The sequence below is a fragment of the Paenibacillus sp. A3M_27_13 genome (assembly GCF_024213315.1).
Lineage (GTDB): Bacteria > Bacillota > Bacilli > Paenibacillales > Paenibacillaceae > Paenibacillus > Paenibacillus polymyxa_B.
On the sequence record NZ_JANAVE010000007.1, the window covers coordinates 137,808 to 157,427 of the forward strand.

At 47.9% G+C, this 19,620-nt stretch carries 17 protein-coding genes; 7 read left to right on the plus strand and 10 right to left on the minus strand.

What is annotated here, in order from left to right; translation table 11 throughout:
- Nucleotides 1–144 precede the first annotated feature (144 nt).
- Both NLX82_RS21110 and NLX82_RS21115 read left to right on the plus strand, forming a co-directional pair.
- Nucleotides 145–342 carry a hypothetical protein gene (locus NLX82_RS21110; protein ID WP_023990363.1) on the plus strand — a complete coding sequence of 66 codons (198 nt, stop codon included), beginning with the start codon at nt 145–147 and terminating at the stop codon, nt 340–342.
- Nucleotides 339–1,859 carry an MFS transporter gene (locus NLX82_RS21115; RefSeq protein WP_069080669.1) on the plus strand — a complete coding sequence of 507 codons (1,521 nt, stop codon included), beginning with the start codon at nt 339–341 and terminating at the stop codon, nt 1,857–1,859. The genes NLX82_RS21110 and NLX82_RS21115 overlap by 4 nt, the downstream gene beginning before the upstream one ends.
- Before the next feature lie 231 nt (nt 1,860–2,090).
- Here the strand turns inward: NLX82_RS21115 and NLX82_RS21120 are convergent, their stop codons facing one another.
- A complete protein-coding gene (locus NLX82_RS21120) occupies nt 2,091–2,621 on the minus strand; it encodes a GNAT family N-acetyltransferase (RefSeq protein WP_075154770.1) in 531 nt (176 codons plus the stop codon).
- A 237-nt stretch (nt 2,622–2,858) separates the two neighbouring features.
- Here NLX82_RS21120 and NLX82_RS21125 point away from each other — a divergent pair, with 237 nt between their 5' ends.
- Nucleotides 2,859–3,833, plus strand: coding sequence for a ring-cleaving dioxygenase (locus NLX82_RS21125; protein WP_075154771.1), 975 nt, complete (start codon nt 2,859–2,861; stop codon nt 3,831–3,833).
- Between the two features lie 159 nt (nt 3,834–3,992).
- Here NLX82_RS21125 and NLX82_RS21130 read toward each other — a convergent pair whose 3' ends face one another.
- The 4 genes from NLX82_RS21130 to NLX82_RS21145 form a co-directional block, all read right to left on the minus strand.
- Complete coding sequence (locus NLX82_RS21130; RefSeq protein WP_075154772.1) at nt 3,993–5,690, minus strand: M3 family oligoendopeptidase; 1,698 nt, start codon at nt 5,688–5,690, stop codon at nt 3,993–3,995.
- Nucleotides 5,691–5,927: 237 nt separating this feature from the next.
- Nucleotides 5,928–6,737 carry a bifunctional hydroxymethylpyrimidine kinase/phosphomethylpyrimidine kinase gene (thiD, locus tag NLX82_RS21135; RefSeq protein ID WP_013312022.1) on the minus strand — a complete coding sequence of 270 codons (810 nt, stop codon included), beginning with the start codon at nt 6,735–6,737 and terminating at the stop codon, nt 5,928–5,930.
- Between the two features lie 197 nt (nt 6,738–6,934).
- Nucleotides 6,935–8,341, minus strand: a complete 1,407-nt coding sequence (locus NLX82_RS21140) for a hypothetical protein (RefSeq protein WP_023990369.1) — start codon at nt 8,339–8,341, stop codon at nt 6,935–6,937.
- Nucleotides 8,342–8,587: 246 nt separating this feature from the next.
- Nucleotides 8,588–10,498, minus strand: coding sequence for a bifunctional 2',3'-cyclic-nucleotide 2'-phosphodiesterase/3'-nucleotidase (locus NLX82_RS21145; RefSeq protein WP_069080671.1), 1,911 nt, complete (start codon nt 10,496–10,498; stop codon nt 8,588–8,590).
- 252 nt (nt 10,499–10,750) lie between these two features.
- Here NLX82_RS21145 and NLX82_RS21150 point away from each other — a divergent pair, with 252 nt between their 5' ends.
- From NLX82_RS21150 to phnE (NLX82_RS21165), 4 genes are all read left to right on the plus strand, one after another.
- The gene (locus NLX82_RS21150) at nt 10,751–11,719 is read left to right on the plus strand and encodes a phosphate/phosphite/phosphonate ABC transporter substrate-binding protein (protein WP_025722520.1); all 969 of its coding nucleotides are present in this window, start codon (nt 10,751–10,753) and stop codon (nt 11,717–11,719) included.
- A gap of 133 nt (nt 11,720–11,852) precedes the next feature.
- The gene (gene phnC / locus NLX82_RS21155) at nt 11,853–12,623 is read left to right on the plus strand and encodes a phosphonate ABC transporter ATP-binding protein (protein ID WP_023990372.1); all 771 of its coding nucleotides are present in this window, start codon (nt 11,853–11,855) and stop codon (nt 12,621–12,623) included.
- Nucleotides 12,620–13,474 carry a phosphonate ABC transporter, permease protein PhnE gene (gene phnE / locus NLX82_RS21160; RefSeq protein WP_034095097.1) on the plus strand — a complete coding sequence of 285 codons (855 nt, stop codon included), beginning with the start codon at nt 12,620–12,622 and terminating at the stop codon, nt 13,472–13,474. The genes phnC and phnE (NLX82_RS21160) overlap by 4 nt, the downstream gene beginning before the upstream one ends.
- The gene (gene phnE / locus NLX82_RS21165) at nt 13,471–14,268 is read left to right on the plus strand and encodes a phosphonate ABC transporter, permease protein PhnE (RefSeq protein ID WP_013312028.1); all 798 of its coding nucleotides are present in this window, start codon (nt 13,471–13,473) and stop codon (nt 14,266–14,268) included. The genes phnE (NLX82_RS21160) and phnE (NLX82_RS21165) overlap by 4 nt, the downstream gene beginning before the upstream one ends.
- Before the next feature lie 85 nt (nt 14,269–14,353).
- On the opposite strand, the gene NLX82_RS21170 is transcribed toward phnE (NLX82_RS21165), so the two are convergent.
- From NLX82_RS21170 to NLX82_RS21190, 5 genes are all read right to left on the minus strand, one after another.
- Complete coding sequence (locus NLX82_RS21170) at nt 14,354–15,484, minus strand: aminotransferase class V-fold PLP-dependent enzyme (protein ID WP_075154773.1); 1,131 nt, start codon at nt 15,482–15,484, stop codon at nt 14,354–14,356.
- Nucleotides 15,485–15,646: 162 nt separating this feature from the next.
- Entirely contained in the window at nt 15,647–16,522 is an 876-nt protein-coding gene (gene cysW / locus NLX82_RS21175) for a sulfate ABC transporter permease subunit CysW (RefSeq protein WP_013312030.1), read from the minus strand.
- Between the two features lie 79 nt (nt 16,523–16,601).
- Nucleotides 16,602–17,435, minus strand: a complete 834-nt coding sequence (cysT, locus tag NLX82_RS21180; RefSeq protein WP_023990375.1) for a sulfate ABC transporter permease subunit CysT — start codon at nt 17,433–17,435, stop codon at nt 16,602–16,604.
- A gap of 78 nt (nt 17,436–17,513) precedes the next feature.
- Complete coding sequence (locus NLX82_RS21185) at nt 17,514–18,578, minus strand: sulfate ABC transporter substrate-binding protein (protein WP_023990376.1); 1,065 nt, start codon at nt 18,576–18,578, stop codon at nt 17,514–17,516.
- Between the two features lie 354 nt (nt 18,579–18,932).
- On the minus strand, nt 18,933–19,616 hold the full coding sequence (locus tag NLX82_RS21190; protein WP_254349013.1) for a hypothetical protein: 684 nt from the start codon (nt 19,614–19,616) through the stop codon (nt 18,933–18,935).
- Between the last annotated feature and the right edge of the window lie 4 nt (nt 19,617–19,620).

The window sequence follows — 19,620 nt, forward strand, 5'->3', positions numbered from 1 at the left end:
TTTTATGAGAAATTCATTTAATTACTTTGTATAATCATCATAATGGATTGATTGCGTTATGTAAAATGAATGATTTAGATTATATAATAAAACTCATATCGATAAGGTGAACCAAACATGAAAAGATAGAGAGGATGGCTGCCCTTGAGCAAATACGTTTTTAATAAGGTAGGAACAGTAGCAGATTTAGAAGTACATATTGAAGAGGCTATTGATCGTACAATTGTCGAAAAAAGGCTGGTTGGTGCTGGTATACGAGTTACGCTTAATGAGGCGCAATATTATAGTTGCGCTGCCGGATGTCCAGACCGTGAACAAAAGTCTGGAGGGACCTCTCAGTGAGCCTCTCCCTCTCCCGCAAAAATATAATTGCATTGGCTGCTATATGTTTGTCCGCATTGATGTTCGGCCTCGAAATTTCCAGTGTGCCAGTGATACTGCCAACTCTGGAGAAAGTATTGCATGGCGATCTTAAGGATATGCAGTGGATTATGAACGCTTATACCATTGCATGTGCCACAGTTCTGATGGCTGTTGGAACGCTGGCTGACCGGTATGGAAGGAGGCGTATTTTTATTATCAGCCTCGTCTTGTTCGGTGTTACATCCTTGATTTGTGGCTTGGCGCAAAGCACATCGGTTCTGATCATCAGTCGGTTTCTTCAAGGGGTGGGTGCTGGTGCGATGCAGATTTGCCAGATAGCAATTCTTTCACATCGGTTTCAGGAAGGACAAGAACGCAGCAAAGCCTTTGGCATATGGGGGATTGTGTTCGGTATCGGCCTCGGTTTTGGACCTATCATCGGCGGCATAATCGTGGCCGTGTTGAACTGGCATTGGGTTTTCCTGGTCCACGTTCCGTTGACCATCCTCAATTTGATTCTTGTTTTTGGTGGCATAGAAGAGTCCAGAGATCCGCAGGTGAAAAAGCTGGACATTATCGGCATCGTCACGCTTTCATTGACAGTTTTTGGCCTTGCATACTTTATCACGCAAGGGCCGGAACTCGGCTTTACCAGCAGAGCATCCATCAGCATCCTTGTTGCAGTAGCAATAAGTTTCATTATTTTTCTATTTGCGGAAAAGCTCAGCGCCCATCCGATGTTTGACTTTTCCGTATTCAAGATACGTAATTTCTCCGGCGCTCTCCTTGGCTCCATCGGCATGAACTTCAGTTTCTGGCCGTTCATGATCTATCTGCCGATCTATTTCCAGAGTGGCCTGGGTTACGGCATCGTAGCCGCCGGGCTGTCTCTCTTGGCTTATGCGCTGCCCACCTTGGTAATTCCACCTCTGGCAGAGCGTTTTTCGCTCCGCTACCAGCCGCGCATAGTCATTCCATCAGGTCTGTTCATCCTCGGTATGGGCTTCATTTTGATGAAATATGGCAGCGGCAGCGATCACGCCAGTTGGTTGACCATGCTCCCTGGCTCCTTGTTGGCTGGTATTGGGCTTGGCTTAACGAACACGCCTGTGACCAACACGACCACCGGCTCTGTTCCAAGTGCCCGTGCAGGCATGGCTTCCGGTATAGATATGAGTGCTAGATTGATCAGTCTAGCCATCAATATCGCTGTGATGGGATTCATCTTGCAGGCAGGTATTTTGTCTTATTTGAAGAGTGCCCTTTCCGGGACTCTCAGTGCAGTGCAATTGCGGTCTGTAGCCGAAAAAGTAGCCGCCGGAAATACTGTATCTCTCAGGCAGAGTTTGCCAGAACTCTCCTCCCTGGATGCGTCTGGAGCCGTCGTCCATGCGGCGCTTATGCACGGCTTTGGCTTGATAATGCTCTATGGCGGTATTGGTGTCTGGGTTCTAGCCGCGATCAGTTTTATGATTTTTGGACCTAAGAGAGCATAAAGACAATCCCGGGGATATCGAGGTACTGAAAAAGTCCCCCATTGTTGAGAGTAAGAGAATATCCAAAGAAAAACGAGCCTCTAGAATCGCTTCTAAGGCTCGTTTCGCGTTCAGGGAGACATATTTGTACCCCTAAAATCTTTGTATTTTCGGAAATCAACAGTTTTTCAGTGGCCTTGATCAATTCAGAGGTCATCTTTTTATGCTTAGAAAGGTACTTTGTATGAACAACTACAGTTCCCACTCTTCCCGTAAAAGCCCCATTCGGATCGAATCATAATACTCTCCATTATAATATCTGCACTTGCGAAGCCTGGCTTCGAGGGTCATGCCTAGCTTCTCCCCCACCTTCATCATCCGATGGTTTCCTGACCAGGTTGTAAAGCCCACTCTCACTAGAGGTAGTGTATTAAACAAATGTGTGATCCATAGTCGAAGTGCCCTCGTACCATACCCACCGCTCCAATACCGCGAATCATAAATACCTATCCCCATTTCAAGCCATTGTGAAGGCTGATGCTCCCAGTAGTAGCTCACTGATCCTATGACCTTGCCTTCCACTTCAATGATCCAAAAGTCATCTTGTCCGATTCGCTTTTCCTTATCTTTTAAATAATCATCCAAAGAAAGTGTCTTATGTTCATAATAAGGCGCATCCCATTGTTTCCATTCCGGTGCTTCTTCTTTATAAGTTAACGTCCAAAGAGCCCGTAAGTCTTCTTCTGTAACGGGCCTAATGGTTAAATCCTTATCCGTATACAACGAACACACTCCTTTTATAATAAAATTCATTCTATCTATATTGGGCTATATTGTATCTGCTTTTGCACTATTTCGAATTTCTATTTTTGTCCGTCTTTGGAGTCAGTGTCTAATTCAAGTTGACAAACAATCAAAAATGATATATCTTAATATAAAGATAATAAATATTAAGCAACGTTGACTACTGTTCATTTCGCTTTTACATGCTAATCATATAAAACCAAGGAGGACAATGACATGAAACTGTTAGGATTGCATCACGTTTCGGCGATTACGGCGGCGGCGGCTAAGAATGTTGATTTTTATACTCAGGTAATGGGTCTTCGACTCATTAAGAAAACGGTGAATCAGGATGATGTGAGCGTTTATCACCTCTTCTACGGAGATGAGCGTGGAACTGCGGGTACGGAAGTCACTTTCTTTGAAATTCCACATGCGGGACAAACTCGTACAGGCAATAACAGCATTTCAGCGCTCTCCCTACGGGTACCGAATGACAAGGCACTGGATTACTGGAAAAACCGCTTCGAGCAGCTGGATGTAAAGCATGGTGAAATTACGGATCAAGCAGGACGCTTGGCGCTTTCGTTTGAGGATTTTGAAGGACAACGCTTCTTCCTCGTTTCAGATGAACATGATAACGGAATGCGCGGCGGCACGCCTTGGGAGAAAAGCCCTGTCCCTGCCGAGTACGGCATTGTAGGACTTGGGCCGGTTCATCTGACCATTCCTAAAGCGGAGAATACCATTCTCATTCTTGAACAGGTTATGGGCTTCCGCAAAAAAGGCTCTTACCCTTCCCCCGTTGCCGGACAACCAGATGTGGTCATCTATGAAACAGGTGAAGGCGGTACGGGAACTGAAGTTCATCTGGAAGAGCGCAACGATCTGCCACAAGAACGACCAGGACGTGGCAGTGTGCATCACGTAGCCTTCCGTGTTGAAACTGAGGAAGAGCTCAAACAGTGGGTAGACCGTATTGGGCAGCTGCAAATTTCCAACTCAGGCTTTGTAGATCGCTTTTACTTCCGTTCATTGTATTTCCGTGAGCCGAACGGCATTCTGTTTGAATTGGCGACCGATGGACCCGGCTTTGATACGGATGAGGAACTGGAGTTTCTGGGTGAATCGCTGGCGTTACCGCCATTTTTGGAATCACGCCGTGCCTCTATTGAAGCCAATCTCAAACCGCTTAACACCAAACATGAATAGAGTTATATTTGCTCTAAAATCACGCAAAGCCGGGACTTCTACATCATGTAGAGGTTCCCGGCTTTTTTCGTGCAACTGTTCTATTTTCATTCTAAAAAGGATCTCATCTGCAAGCTTTTCAGCTTTGACAGGTAAGCGAAATGCCCTTTTTAGTTATGCTTACAGCTTTTTATCATCCACACTGTTCAGCCATGCTTCGATTTCTCCGATTACAGAGGCGATACAGCCATCTTGGAACGGCGAGATTAGTCCAGCCAACTCAACCAATCCGGTAAAAGATCGACTTCCCCCAGCACGGCATAGCTTCAAATAATCTTCCCACGCAGCTGCCCGGTCGATACTCATGCGTTTCCAGAATTGGAACGCACACAGTTGCGCGAGTGTATAGTCAATATAGTAGAACGGGGATTGAAAAATATGACCCTGTTTGTGCCAAAACCCGCCCTGCTCCAGATACTCGTTGCCTTCATAATCCAGATGCGGTTTATACTTACGTTCAATGGAGCGCCATGCGCTTTTACGTTCGGCTGGGGTCCAGTCTGGATGTTCGTATACGGCATGCTGGAATTCGTCCACGGCTACGCCGTAAGGCACGAACAGCAACGATGAGGATAGATGTTCAAAGTGATATTTGTCCGTATCTTCCTCGAAGAACAGATTCATCCATGGCCATGCGAAAAACTCCATGCTCATAGAGTGGATCTCAGCCGCCTCCATGGTTGGCCAATGGTACTCAGGAATTTCAAAATGTCGGCTTTCATAGACCTGGAAGGCATGACCTGCTTCATGCGTCAATACGTCGATGTCACCGGATGTACCATTGAAATTGGAGAAAATAAACGGCGTGCCATATTCACTCAAAAATGTACAATAGCCTCCACTTTGCTTGCCCTTTTTGCTGATCAAATCCATCAATCCACGTTCGATCATAAAGCTGAAAAATTCATGTGTTTCCGCTGAAAGTTCCTCATACATACGTGCTCCATTACGAATGATCCACTCCGGGTCACCTTTAGGCGTAGGATTGCCTGACAGGAAGTTGAAGCCCTCGTCATAATAGCGAAGCTGATCTACTCCGATCCGTTCGCGCTGGCGTTCCTTCAGCTTGGTTGCCAGAGGAACGATGTGCTTCAGCACCTGCTCGCGGAAATTGGCTACCATTTCGGCATTGTAATCTGTACGTCCCAAGCGAGCATAGCCCAATTCTACGAAGTTGTCATAGCCCAGCTTGTGTGCCATGCGCGTGCGCACCTTCACCAGTTCATCATAAATCCGGTCCAGCTCGTCCTCATGCTCACTCATAAATTGATATTTAGCCTCGGAGGCCTGTTTGCGCGTCTCCCGGTTGGTAGCCATTTCAAAAGGCAGGAGCTGCGACAATGTGCGTTCTTCTCCCTCGAACGGGATCTTCGCTGAAGCAATCAATTGAGCATACTCCGAGGTCAGCTTATTTTCCTGCTGCAAATCCTCAATAATATCCGGATGGAACGACTTGAGTGCTACTTCGGCAATACTGAAAAGCTGACTGCCCCATTGACTCTCCAACTCGGTTCGGAATGGAGAATCCACCAATGCACGGTAGTAATCGGTTACATACTCCTGAATAACCGGCATGAAATCATCAGCGTACTCTTGCTCCGCTTTGTAAAAGGCGTCCTCCGTATTAATGGAGTGCCGAACTTCCACCAATTGCAATTGCGTTTCCACGTTACTGCGCAGCTTGTTAATCGCATGAATCACTTCATTTTGACGTTCTACGCTGTCCGCTTCACGAAACTGCTGCAACAGCGTTTTAAACCGCTGTTCAATTTCAGGTTGCTCTGGTCGGCTGTAAGCCATTTGGCTGAATAATGTCATTGCTTCGGTTCCTCCTTAAATATAATAAATCTGATGCCTATTATACAGTACGCTTAGACCAAACTGGAAGCTATAATTCCAAAAAAATACAACCTCAAGAGCCGCAATACCATGTATTGCGGCTCTTGAGCCTCATCTAACTCTATATATCAAAAAAGTCATGGTCTAAAACAATCTAATATATATTCAGCCTGATGGAGATTTATAAGTCTTTCTAAGATCGCAGACCTTTATGCTTTATTGATTTTGCAAACGATGTGCCGCATGCAAAGTCGGACCGACGAATTCATTCAGCTTGAAGCTACCTTCAATGGCCTGTGTAATGAATCTCTTGGCCTGATCCACTGCTTCACGTACAGTCAGCCCTTGAGCCAAACCAGCCGTTACCGCTGCCGAAGTGGTGCAGCCTGCACCGTGGGTAAAGTTTGTTTTTACAACATCGGCTTCAAACCAGTCAAAAGTGATTCCGTCATATAGCAGATCCATCGCTTTACCTGCGCGAATTTTGCCACGGTCCTTGATCAGTACATGCTTAGCTCCACGCTCATGGATAATCGCAGCCGCTTCCTGCATCTGCTCCAGTGTCGTGATCGGTCCATTCTTCGCCAGTTGCGAAGCCTCGAACAAGTTCGGTGTTACCAGGTCAGCGCCAGGAATCAACAATTCCAGCATCGCCTCTGTATTTTCCGGCTGGAGCACTTCATCCGTGCCTTTGCAGACCATGACCGGGTCAATTACGATCCGCTTCAGATCATGCTTTTTCAAATGGCTGGCTACCAGCTCGATAATTTCAACGGAACCAAGCATACCTGTTTTCATCGCATCAAAACCGATACCTTCCAATACAGTACGCAGCTGCGCTTCTACCACATCCAACGCAACAGGATATACAAGATGATCCCAGGTTTTAGGACCCATCGCTACTACGGTTGTCAATACGGTCATGCCATATACGCCAAGCTCCTGAAAGGTTTTCAGGTCTGCCTGAATACCCGCTCCACCGCTTGTGTCGGAGCCGGCTATCGTTAATGTTTTGGGAATCGTCATTTGTACATGCTCTCCTTCACTTTCTGTGCTGCATTTATCCTAATCCCGCTCGCGAAACTTGTCAACGCGCAAAACGGTCCTCTCTATGCTAAAAGTCACAGGCGACGACAGTAGCTAAAAAACGAGAACATCCCCTTTTGAAACAGGAACATCCTCGCAATAACGTGTTATATGAAGAATTCGAATGAAATTTAGAATTATAAATACCCACCGGTACTATGATCATAGGCATGATTCTTTTCATTTGCACGTACGCCTAAGCACAGACTCTGATACAACTGCTGCTGTTCCAGTGTAGCAAAATTCCGATGCTGCTCAAATAAAGCCATACAACCAATGATATGTTCTGTATAGCTATTATCGACAGACAGTTGCAAGCAATGCAGTGTTTGTCCCACTCCCTCGGGGTAATCGCCTTTTCGGAAATAGTATTCCGCATACACCTTACAAAAGGATGCAAAGCGAAATGCGTTAAAGTGCTTGCGATAATGAGTGTCCCATCGTTCCGGTGCAAGCTGCCAAAAGCTTTTGAGTTGCTGACTAAATAGTCCCAGTTCGGCATCCACGAAATAACCAAACCGGTTCGCTGATTCGAGCAAGGTGTTCAAGCCCTCCAGTGTCTCATCCGGATGCTCACGCAGGTAAGTAATATAATCATAGATTGCAGAAGTGTTGCCCATTTTAATTTCAATACAAAGTCGGTTGCCCTGTGCATATACACGATGTAGGTTGACCACTTTCCAGCCTTCCTCGTCTAAACCCTCAAACCAGCTCAAATCTGCATAACCTTCAATCCATTGCTTGGATTCCTCATATCTACCCTGAAACTCATAGCAACTGGCCTTGAGCAGATGCCCCTGAGCATAGTAATAAACGAGCGGCTTAAGCAGCTCCAGGTGCTCATCTCCAAAACGGTTCCGATTGCGATACAATGCCTGCGCCAGCTCTCTCAGCTCGTCCGCATACATTTCCATCTCGGACCATTGCATTTTTAAAGCAAACACTTGAGATAGCATATGTAAGCCTTCCAGTGCGTAAATTTCCGGTAGACGACTACGGTACAAATGGAATTGTACAGCAGCCTTCAAGTTCCGTTGGTTATCCTTAATCTGAATCTGGAATATACGGAAATAGCTGATCGCCAATCGTTCAGAGTGGGTATACTTTTCACTCTCGATGACACAATCATACAGAAGCATGGAAGCTTCATGTCTGCCATCCTCAAACATCGCTTCTGCGGTCTCAAAAATAGCAGGAACGTTCGATAAATCGTCCATCAAATAGCCAAGTACACTGCGTATACACTCCAGCTTGTTCAACTCTGAGCAACGCAGGAGAAACGGACGCAACCTTCTCCAGTGTGGTAAGGAATGAATAAAACATTCATCAACATACATCTCGAACAAAGATCCTTCTTCCAATCCCATGGCCTCGGTAATCAAATCCAGCTGATTGACTGAGATCGGCCGTGGTGGGTTCCGGTTAAGTATACCGCTAAGTGTACCCGGATTTACCTTGGAAGCATCTGCAAAACATTGCATTGAAATGCCTTCACTTTGAATATACTTTTCTATTTCTGCGCGGATCGTGGTGTTTTTTTCCAAAGGGACACCCCCTCAAACGAATGATGGTGACTTTTTCATTACCTTTTAAACCAAAATTTGTTTAATCAAAGTATATGTCTATTTATACGAGAGGTCAATAACTTTAAATACGACTCAGGACATATAAAATCACGAATTTTGTACGATTTTAAAACTGTTTTATGAAAAAAGACCGTCCTCTGTGGGACAGTCTTTTTCTATTATTTTGATGCTGTGGACTTATAGGACAAAAACAAGTTAGCAGTTTTACCGTGAACGTCCGAAATCGAGGGCAAACTTAGCGTATCCCTCTACCGTTAACCCTTCATAAAGCAACTCCGAATAGGCATTAGCGGCATCCGTTGCTTGCGGTGAGGTCAGGAAGGTCACATGCGGACGCCCTGACCATGGGGCGAGGGACCAATGGCCATCAGCTTTTGGCGTCAACGTCTTCATATGCCGCACGTATTCAGTCAGCACATGACGGTTCTCATCCGGTGAAGCAAGTATGATTCGCTCTCCACCCGGATTGACCAGCGCAGAGGAAAACGCGCGATAGTTATTCGTAACAACCAGATAATTTCGCTGCATATCCATCGGTTCGTCATCAAAAGACATCTGAATGATTCTGTGTGCATCTGGGTCCTTTAGGCCCCCGTCAGCATCATATCTGGCTGGCTGTGTTACATCAATCTGATACCTGATGCCGTCGATGATATCGAAATTAAAGCTTGGAAAATCAGAATTAATCAGCTCTTGCTCTTGTTCTGCTGAAGGATCAATTTGCCGGAATTGTCCAGCAGACCACTCCAGCCATTCCCGGATTTCCGTTCCGCTCAGCCGAACGACATGCAACGTATTCGGAAAATTGTACAGATCGGCGATATGCTTGATCGCCAACGTCCCCGCCGGAATATGGGTATAGTACGATGGGCCATATCTGCCACCTGTTTTAAAAGGAGCTGCTGCCGACAGAACGGGCAATCCTTCGTGCTCGCTCCCTTGCATCTGCTGCTTCACATACCACATTTGCGCATCATTCACCAGCTGAACCGAAGCATCATCCATCACCTGAGCAAAAAAGCTGTTCACCGCCACCGTCGTCTGACCTACAGGTGCACGAATATACTCCAGTGTTCCGGCGTGCTCTTCTGCTACCGCCAGCTGAATGGCAGTATCCGGTTGTACCAGCGCCTCCTTGCGTATCGGATCATACACCGGGCGTACCTCGGCAGCAGATGCAGCCACTTGCCACTTCTCTCCACTAAAGGTCAGCTCCAGATCAATGATACCCAGATGATCCCCCCAAAAGCCCGGCTCCACTGCTGGGATATCGTGGATGGTACCTCGCTTTACATCAACACCTGTTTTCCCCATAAACGAAGGTCCGGGAAATACTTTATGTGCATGACCAAACACAATGGCATCGATCCCTTCCACCCTGCTAAGATGCAGCACCGCATTTTCCATATCAAGCGTTTCGGGAATATCCTCAAAGCCTGCATGGGGCATAGCAATGATGAGATCGGCTCCCGCCGCCTTCATTTGTGGAATAAACCGTCTTGCCGTTTCCAGCATATCTTTGACGATGATTTTCCCCTCCAGCCATGCCTTGTCCCATTGCATAATTTGCGTAGGGACAAAGCCGATGACTCCCACCTTCAACAGATGCTTACCACCTGCTTCATCCTCTACCGTCTTATCCAGCAATAGATAAGGTGTAAAGTAATTTCGTTCTTGTTCTCCCGCTATATAAATGTTGGCATTCACATAAGGAAATTGCGCTCCTCGAAGGCAAGTCTGCAAGTATTCCAGTCCGTAATTAAATTCATGATTCCCGATATTGCCTGCCTCATATCCAAGCAGATTCATAGCTTTATAGGCGGGATGCACCGCGCTTGGGTCCTGTTGGATTCGCTGTACAGCATAATCTCCCATTGGATTCCCCTGAATCACATCTCCGTTATCCAGCAGCAGGTGATTGGGTACCTCCGCCCGGGCTATTTGAATCAAGCTGGCTGTTTGCGCCAGACCGTAATGCAGCGTCTCCTGATCCGTATAATAATCGTAATTCCACAAGCTGACATGCAAATCGGTTGTAACCATAATGCGGAATTTCACTCTCACAAGGCTTACATTGTCCTGGTCTGCCTTTTCGTTAATATCCAAAATATCCAATCTTGTTCTCTCCCTCAGCTTCGGTCATAGAGCTTGAACAAGTCTAACAGAGCACTGTTAAGAGAATGTTAAAACAAGCATTTTGCATAAATCCAGAAAATGGTTTTAAGCATACGATAAATTTTACATCATTTTTACCAAAGTCAGGAGTGGTTTTTACCCTAGCTACGGGACTAGCTGTTAAGATTTGGTTTGTCACAGCATTTACAGGTTTTTTATTATCGTTATCACTATGTTTAGGGGGAAATTATTTTGTTCAAAAAAGCACTGACCTTGTGCATGACTTTCACACTGGCAGCGGGTCTAGCCGCTTGTGGCTCCAATGCAAGCAATAACAACAGCGCGTCCACTCCGGGTACAGATGGCTCTAAAAACGAAAGCACAGCCTATGTTCCTAAGGAGTTAAAGGTACAGTTCGTTCCTTCTCAAAATGCAGATACGCTCGAAGCCAAAGCCAAACCGCTCGAAAATCTACTGGGTGACAAGCTTGGGATCCCGGTGAAAGTAACGGTATCTCCTGACTACAATACGATTGTGGAAGCCATGTCTTCCAAACAGGTAGATGTAGGATTCCTTCCGCCGAATGCTTATGTACTGGCCCACGATAACCGTAAAGCAGCCGACTTGCTGTTGCAAGCTCAACGCTACGGAATTGAAGATGCTACAGGCAAGGACACGACTGAAAAAGTAAACTTTTATAAAGCAATGATCGTGGTGAAAAAGGATTCTCCGATTCAAAGTCTAGCTGATCTGAAAGGCAAGAAGGTTGGCTGGCAAAATGTAACCTCCTCCGCAGGCTACGTGTACCCTGCAGCAGAGCTAAAAAAAGCTGGCGTGGACCCCGACACGGATGTGCAGGGTGTGACAATCAAAGGCCACGATGCTGCTATTCTGGCGTTGCTGAACGGTCAAGTTGATGCGGTAGCTGTTTTCCAGGATGCACGTAACACGGTGAAGAAGGAAATCCCGGATGTATTTGAAAAAACTCGCGTCATTCATTACACAGCTAAAATTCCAAATGATACCGTCAGCGTACGTTCTGATATGGATCAAGCGTGGAGAGACAAGATCAGCCAAGCCTTTATTGACATCGCTAAAGATCCTGCAGGCGGCGAAATCATTAAAGAGATTTACACCCATGTAGGTTATGAAAAGGGCGACGATAAAAACTTCGACTCTGTGCGTGAATACGCCGAAGCCGTTGGTCAAGCGGTTAAGTAATCGGAGCAAACAAGGTACTGTAATGAAGTAACAGCTACGAAACAGGCTTTACGAATGACAGGGCAACACCGTCCATGTATTCATGGCGGTGTTGTTTTCATTCCACCCCATCAGGGGAGAAAGTTGGGAGCATATGATCGAATTTCGTAACGTATCGAAAACATACCCGAACGGCACCAAAGGGTTAAACAATATTAATTTGACGATTCAGGAGGGAGAAATGGTCGTCATCGTCGGCTTATCCGGTGCAGGTAAGTCTACCCTGCTGCGTTCCATTAACCGACTGCATGACATTACGTCCGGCGACATTGTCGTGGGTGGCAGGTCCGTCACGTCTGCTGGAAGCAGCGAGCTGCGGCGCATTCGCCGTGATATTGGCATGATCTTTCAAAGCTTCAATCTGGTTAAGCGTTCGACGGTGCTCCGCAATGTACTTTCCGGCCGCGTCGGCTATCATTCAACGCTGCGAACCATTCTCGGCCTCTTTCCGAAGGAAGATATCGAACTGGCACTAACAGCGCTGGAGCGCGTGAACATCCGCGAAAAGGCCTACAGCCGGGCAGATGAGCTGTCCGGTGGCCAACAGCAGCGCGTATCCATCGCCCGTGCTCTGGCGCAGGAGGCTAAAATCATTCTGGCGGACGAGCCTGTCGCATCGCTGGATCCGCTGACCACCCGCCAGGTAATGGATGACCTTCAGCGGATCAATCGTGAAATGCAGATTACGACCATCGTCAATCTGCATTTCATTGATCTCGCGCGCGAATATGCAACGCGGATCATCGGATTGCGCGCCGGGGAAGTGGTCTTTGACGGCACACCGGAGGAGGCTACGGATGAGGCCTTTGCGGAGATCTACGGCCGGGCCATCAAGCATGATGAGCTGCTGGGAGTGGGATCATGAAGCCCGACTCTACTGCCCAGCCGCTCTCTTCGACGCAACCGTCACCGCATGCTGGACCGCCGCAACCTGGCAAGACGCCCGCAGGGCCACCTTTGCCAGGACGTTACAAGCGTTATGCCACCTGGATGATTTTTATCGTGGTGCTGGTAGCCTGCTCCATTCATACGGATGCCACACCGTACCAGTTGATCGTCGGCTTGCCGGAGATGGGCAAATTGTTGGGGGAAATGTTTCCACCCGACTGGAGCTACTTGCCTACCATCTGGAAACCGATGCTGGAAACGATCCAGATCGCCATTGTTGGCACGACACTGGGAGCCATATTAGCGATCCCTGTCGCGTTGCTGTGTGCCTATAATGTGATGCCGCGCAAGCTGATTTCGCTCCCGATGCGCACGATCCTGAATCTAGTACGGACGATTCCCGATTTGCTGTTTGCCTCGATCTTTGTGGCGGTGTTCGGCATCGGGCCGTTTGCAGGGATGCTCGCCCTGCTCTTCTTCTCCTTTGGCATCATAGCCAAGCTGACCTTTGAGGCGATTGAAGCCATTGATCCCGGGCCGCTGGAAGCCATGACCGCTGTTGGCGCGAGCCGCATTCAAGTCATCGCCTTTGGTGTGGTTCCGCAGGCTCTTCCTTATTTTGTGTCGTACTTGCTGTATACCTTTGAGGTTAATGTACGCGCAGCTTCCGTTCTGGGCCTGGTCGGGGCTGGCGGTATCGGTCTGTTGCTTGACCGTTCTCTGGGGCTGTTCCGATATGATCGGGCAAGCATCATTATTCTACTGACCCTCGTCATCGTCCTTGCGATTGATTACGGCAGTAACCTGCTACGGAGGAAATTATTATGAATGATCCTACGCTTCGCAGACCTATTGGCTCCCGCCTGCGCCTATGGGCGATAGCTATTCTGCTAATCATCATTTATATTTGGGCTTTTCGCGGGATGCAGTTTGAAGGATTACAGGGGACGGCTAAAAGTGTCTCTGTCGCTATATTGGACGGCTTCCTTCATCCCGACTGGTCGTTCGTCTACATCCCTGAGGGAGAGGATTTGCTGCGCGGGTTGCTGGATACGCTGGTCATTTCAGTGCTCGGAACCTTCGTATCCGCATTTGTCTGCCTTCCGTTCGCCTTTTGGGCGTCCAGCAATATGACCCGTCTGCGTCCCTTATCGGGTAGCGGGAAATTTGTGCTTAGTGTCATCCGGGTATTTCCCGAAATGATCGTCGCCATCTTGTTTATCAAAGCCGTAGGGCCCGGCTCGTTTGCGGGTGTTCTCGCCCTTGGCATTCACTCCATCGGCATGCTGGCGAAGCTTTTCTCGGAAACGATCGAAAGCGTCGATCACGGGCCCCAGGAAGCTTTGATCGCGTGCGGTGCCAATCGTTGGCAGGTGATCTTCTTCGCCGTGCTACCACAGGTGATTCCACAGTTTCTTTCGTATTCGCTTTACCGTTTTGAAATTAATATCCGTTCTGCTACCACGCTCGGTCTGGTCGGTGCAGGTGGTATCGGTACTCCGCTATTATTTGCACTCCAAATGCGCAACTGGAACCGTGTAGGCGTTATTTTGCTCGGCATTGTGGTTCTGATCATTTTGACGGATCTGATTTCCGGCTGGCTGCGCAAACGGATCGTATAATTAGAACTCTAAAAGCCCAAAAAGCCTCTCCTGTGTAAAAAGGGACATGTCATGCTCCCATTCACTCGGAAGAGGCTTTTGTCGTTCAACATCTCCCTGCCAATTCATCTATGACCCGTCGGACTTCCTCAGCCGTATTGTAAAAATGAGGAGCCACACGGATAACATCCTTTCGTGCTGAAACGATCATATTTTGGCTTCTCAAATTCCTCTCCATAGCCGACACGTCGGCTACTTCAACAGCGAGCAGGCTTGGTAATGTGCCTCCCCTGTAAGGTACACGTATGTGTAGCCCTTTGCGCCGTCCATATTCAACGGAAAAATCCAACAACTCACTCATATAGGCCTGAATATTCGTGACTCCGATCTCTAGCAGCAGCTTTAAAGCCGCATTGGCGGCAAAAATGCTAATGAAAGAAGGCAATCCCGTCTCAAAGCGTCGGGCTCCCGCCGCCGGAACCGGGTGAGCAATATCAAACCGGGAAGCAGGCTCCTGCCCAAGCCAGCCTGTAAGACGTGGCTTGAAGCGGTCTATTCGGTCCTTGCTTACATAAAGAAAAGCCACGCCCGGAATTCCCAGCATATATTTGCGTGCTCCCGCGACCAAAATATCTACGCCCATCGCCTTAACATCCACTGGAACGATCCCTGCAGACTGGTAAGCATCCACAAACAGCAACGCCTGATTTCGGTGAGCTATATCTGCAATGGATTTTAAATCCTGCTGAAATCCGTTGGTATAGTTCACTTGTGACACCATAACGAGCGCAGTTTTCTCCGTAACATGCTCCTCATACTGCTCTATCGTCACTTCTCCCTCGATGGAGGGGATACAGCAGATGTGATCATGGAACATCTCCTGTGCCTGCCAGATGTGTCCCACCGTCGGAAAGTCGGTGTCCGCATACACAATGCTTTCTTTACCTGGTACATAAGGAAGGGCTGTAGCCACCCCAGCAATCGCCTCAGAGGCTGAGGACAGGACCGCAATTTCGTCAGGCTCCGCCCCGATGAGCTTGGCAAAATGCCCTCTGGCCTCCTCCAAACGTGCCATAGACAGATCGCCGTTATGACCATGTTGCAGCAAACTTCGATGATATTCCTCAATGGCAGCGGAAACCGGCCTCGATACAGCCCCCTGTGAACAGCTCCCTACATGGATATGTGAGGACAGCACTGGAAACAGCTGACGGTAGGACTGAAACGGATGTTTCATTTTTCCCTTCGCTCCTCCTGGGCACACCAACGTGCCTTGATATGATCATTTTATTATCCATATAAGCCACCTTAGAACAAGGGCCTCTCTTCCCATCTTCTCGCCGTTAACAGACGATAGACGCAAAGAGAGGCCCTGAGGGATCATATACAAAATCATAAATTAATGCACGCGTTTGCGTCCAAACCAGCTTTTAAGTACCAAGGTTGCCAGAGCAAGTAACAACAACAACGAGGCCACCGCAAAAGATGCCGAGAACTGATATTCGTTATACAAAATTTCTACATGCAGCGGCAGTGTATTCGTCTCTCCACGGATATGTCCAGAAACGACGGACACTGCACCGAACTCACCCATGGCTCGCGCATTACACAAAATGATGCCATACAACAAACCCCACTTGATGTTCGGCAGCGTCACTTTCCAGAAAATGCGCCAGCCGCGCGCGCCCAGCATGACCGCCGCTTCTTCCTCCTGCTGTCCCTGATCTTCCATCATTGGAATGAGTTCTCGCGCCACAAATGGAAAGGTGATGAACAGCGTCGCTAAAATAATACCAGGCAAAGCAAATATAATTTTAATATCATGCTCGTCCAACCACGGTCCAAGCCAGCCCTGTGCGCCGAACACTAATACATACATCAGCCCTCCGACGACAGGAGAGATGGCAAAGGGTAAATCAATTAAGGTGACCAGCAAGCCTTTGCCGCGAAATTGAAATTTCGTGATCAGCCAAGCGGCAGCTACACCAAATACCGTATTCAGCGGTACCGTTATCGCTGCCACCAGCAGCGTCAACCGCAATGCGGACATGGCATCCGGGTCCCGTAACGCTTCGACGTATACGCCCCATCCTTGCTTGAGTGCTTCGGTAAGCACGACGATTAGCGGCAATACCAGCACCCAGAGCAAAGCTAAAAAAGCAGCACCAATCAGCGTCCACTTCACCCAAGCGGCCTCGGTCGTGACCCTGTTGGGCGGTGCAGATGAAGGCACTGGTGCAGAAGCAAGCTCCTGCCCAGTTATCGCTTGTGACATAATCTATCCCTCCTTAGAACGTGGGTATCATGCGCAGCCCTGCATGTTAACATTAGATAGTCACATTAGACAGTTGCGTTTAGGCAGTACGCCGTCGTGACCAGCGCTGAATGCTGTTAATCACGAGTAACAGCACGAATGAAATTACCAACAGCATCAACGCTACTGCCGTAGCTCCTGCATAATCATTTTGCTCCAGCTTGGACATTATGAGCAGTGGAGCAATTTCCGTCTTCATCGGCATATTGCCAGAGATGAAGACGACAGAACCATACTCGCCAATGCCACGGGCAAAGGCGAGCGCAAAACCCGTCAGCAGCGGTGGCACCAGCTCCGGCACAATAACGCTGCAGAAGATACGCCATCTGCCAGCTCCCAGCGTAGCAGCGACCTCCTCCTCATCCTTGTCCAGCTCCTCCAGCACCGGCTGCACTGTCCGTACAACGAACGGAATGCCAATAAACATCAATGCTAGCGTAATCCCCGTCTGTGAGTACGCCATCCTCCATCCAAGCGGTTCAAACAATGAACCGATCCAGCCGTTCTGCGCATACAGAGCAGTCAAAGCAACCCCTGCTACCGCAGTAGGCAAAGCAAAGGGCAGATCAATCACCGCATCAAAAATTCGTTTTCCCGGAAACTCATAACGCACCAGCACCCAAGCTATCAATAAACCGAGAAACAGGTCGATCAGCGCCGCAGCCGCAGCACACAAAAAGCTTACCTTGTAGGAAGCCAGCACCCTAACATCAGTCGCCACGTCCCAAAATTTCTCCCACGTCAGTCCAGTTGAATTCAGAAGCAGTGCCGATAAAGGCACCAGCACCACCAGACTGAGATACAGCACACTATAACCCATTGTTAACCCGAACCCGGGAAGTACGCGTTTTCGAGTGGCTTGCACTTGATTCATGTTCTGTCCATCCCTCTCTGAATCCATTGACTATGACACTCGCGGCTACCGACCCAATCCCTACACAGTCCACCTATTTTATGAACTGCCGGGTACATAAATCTGGTCAAAAATGCCCTTGTCGCTGAAATGCTTCTGCTGCGTCTCCTTCCATGTCCCGAATACATCCTTCAAGGTCACGAGCTCCAATTTAGGAAATTGATCCTTGAACTTTGCCGTCACGCTCTCCAGTGTTGGGCGATAATAATTTTCGGCAGCAATGGTCTGCCCTTCTTCACTGTACAAATATTTCAGGTATGCGTCCGCCACCTCGCGTGTACCTTTTTTATCTACCACCTTATCAACTACCGCTACCGGTGGTTCCGCCAAAATACTGATCGACGGATACACGATATCGAATTTGTCCGCACCCAGCTCCTTCACCGAGAGCAGTGCTTCATTTTCCCAAGCGATCAGTACATCGCCAATTCCACGCTCTACGAAAGTCGTTGTCGCTCCACGTGCTCCGCTATCCAGTACCGGCACATGCTTATACAGCTCCTGTACAAACTGCTGGGCCTTGGCTTCATCGTTATTGTTCTTCTTGAGCGCATAGGCCCAGGCTGCAAGATAGTTCCAACGTGCTCCACCCGAAGTTTTAGGATTCGGTGTAATAACTTGCACATCGCCACGGATTAAATCGTCCCAGTCCTTAATCCCTTTCGGGTTCCCTTTGCGTACCAGTAACACGATGGTTGAAGTGTACGGGGCGCTGTTATGCTCATATTTACTTTGCCACCCCTCTTTAACGAGTCCTTTTTCCTGTAGCGCATCAATATCATAACCCAGGGCCAGAGTTACCACGTCCGCGTCCAGTCCGTCCTGCACAGAACGACTTTGCTTGCCAGATCCTCCGTGAGATTGCTTGATCGTAACCTTCTGCCCTTTCTCCTTCTCCCAATGGGCGGCAAATGCTTTATTATATGCCTCATACAGCTCACGGGTCGGATCATAAGAAACATTGAGTAACTCCACGTCCTTGGAACCGGCAGCAGAGCTACCATCCGCCTGCGTCCCTCCCTTGCTTGCCCCGCAAGCGCTTAGCATAATCGTTAAAACCAAAGATAGTCCGAGAATAAGTCCACTTTTCCATTGCCTCTTCATCAAGACACCCCGAATTCTATGTAATTTGTATTCATTTACGCCTGTTATTGACAGACATAATCAAAAAAAGAGCGGAGAATTCCCTGATGCAGCCCTGATAGGTCAAACCTGTCACGTGGACAGTGTCTGCCTGCTGTTCCTAGAGGTTCTCCGCCAAAATGGCGAGATCATACATTAATTCTTTAATTCCTACCTGTTTAATGAGTTATATGGATATAATACGAGAGTTTAGGAGTGATGTCAAACCTTTTTTTGGTATGTATCATCTGGACTTTTCTTTCTTTAGGGGGGGGCAGTCAGAAACATTATATATGTTTCCGACCGTTTAGAGGTCATTTACACACGAAGTACGACTTAGTTGGCAACCGTTTCAAGATTAATCGAAAAGACTCCAAAAAGCTTCGGATTGTCCGTAGCTCTTCTCAACCACAGTTCACCCGATCCCACCATGACTCCCTGATAATTAACAAACAAATCATCTGTCTTTTGATTCACCAGCGCCTCGCGAATTGCGTCCGTAAAAATCTGATCATACTTGGCCATAAAATCTTTCTTATTCGGAATCGTTAGCGACTTTTCACTATCATTAACACGCAGAGGGTACAAAATATAATTGGCCACTTTTTCCTTGTCATTGTCGGCAACTGCCTTCTGCAGCGCTTTGAACGTGTTCAAAAACGCTTTAGGATCTTGAATACCTGCTACCTCAAATGGATTTTGCGATGGATTGGAGGCTGCCGGAGAAGAAGATGTATCCGATGAAGCAGATGGAGCCGAAGGAGTTGATTTTTGTGCATCAGTACCGCTGTTTTCTGCACTCTTGCTCTCTTTCGCTGTTTTGTCACTTTGGGCTGAACCGCTACGACTACCACCGGCTCCGTTCTCGATCACGCTTGTACTGCTTCCAGTATCAATGGTTTCAGCATTCTTATCCTGACCACAGCCAGTAAGTGCTACAAAGGTAAGTGTAAGTAAAATGGCTGTGAGTGACAGCCTCCGTGACATCTTTTGATTACCGAATTCATGGTTTTTGGGCACAACG

Excerpts from the sequence above, each read along its gene's own strand:
- NLX82_RS21185 (WP_023990376.1), bottom strand. The coding sequence starts at position 18,578 with ATGAAGAGGCAATGGAAAAGTGGACTTATTCTCGGACTATCTTTGGTT.
- phnE (WP_034095097.1), top strand. The coding sequence starts at position 12,620 with ATGAAGCCCGACTCTACTGCCCAGCCGCTCTCTTCGACGCAACCGTCA.
- NLX82_RS21125 (WP_075154771.1), top strand. The coding sequence starts at position 2,859 with ATGAAACTGTTAGGATTGCATCACGTTTCGGCGATTACGGCGGCGGCG.
- cysT (WP_023990375.1), bottom strand. The coding sequence starts at position 17,435 with ATGAATCAAGTGCAAGCCACTCGAAAACGCGTACTTCCCGGGTTCGGG.
- NLX82_RS21170 (WP_075154773.1), bottom strand. The coding sequence starts at position 15,484 with ATGAAACATCCGTTTCAGTCCTACCGTCAGCTGTTTCCAGTGCTGTCC.
- phnC (WP_023990372.1), top strand. The coding sequence starts at position 11,853 with ATGATCGAATTTCGTAACGTATCGAAAACATACCCGAACGGCACCAAA.
- NLX82_RS21130 (WP_075154772.1), bottom strand. The coding sequence starts at position 5,690 with ATGACATTATTCAGCCAAATGGCTTACAGCCGACCAGAGCAACCTGAA.
- phnE (WP_013312028.1), top strand. The coding sequence starts at position 13,471 with ATGAATGATCCTACGCTTCGCAGACCTATTGGCTCCCGCCTGCGCCTA.
- cysW (WP_013312030.1), bottom strand. The coding sequence starts at position 16,522 with ATGTCACAAGCGATAACTGGGCAGGAGCTTGCTTCTGCACCAGTGCCT.
- thiD (WP_013312022.1), bottom strand. The coding sequence starts at position 6,737 with ATGACGATTCCCAAAACATTAACGATAGCCGGCTCCGACACAAGCGGT.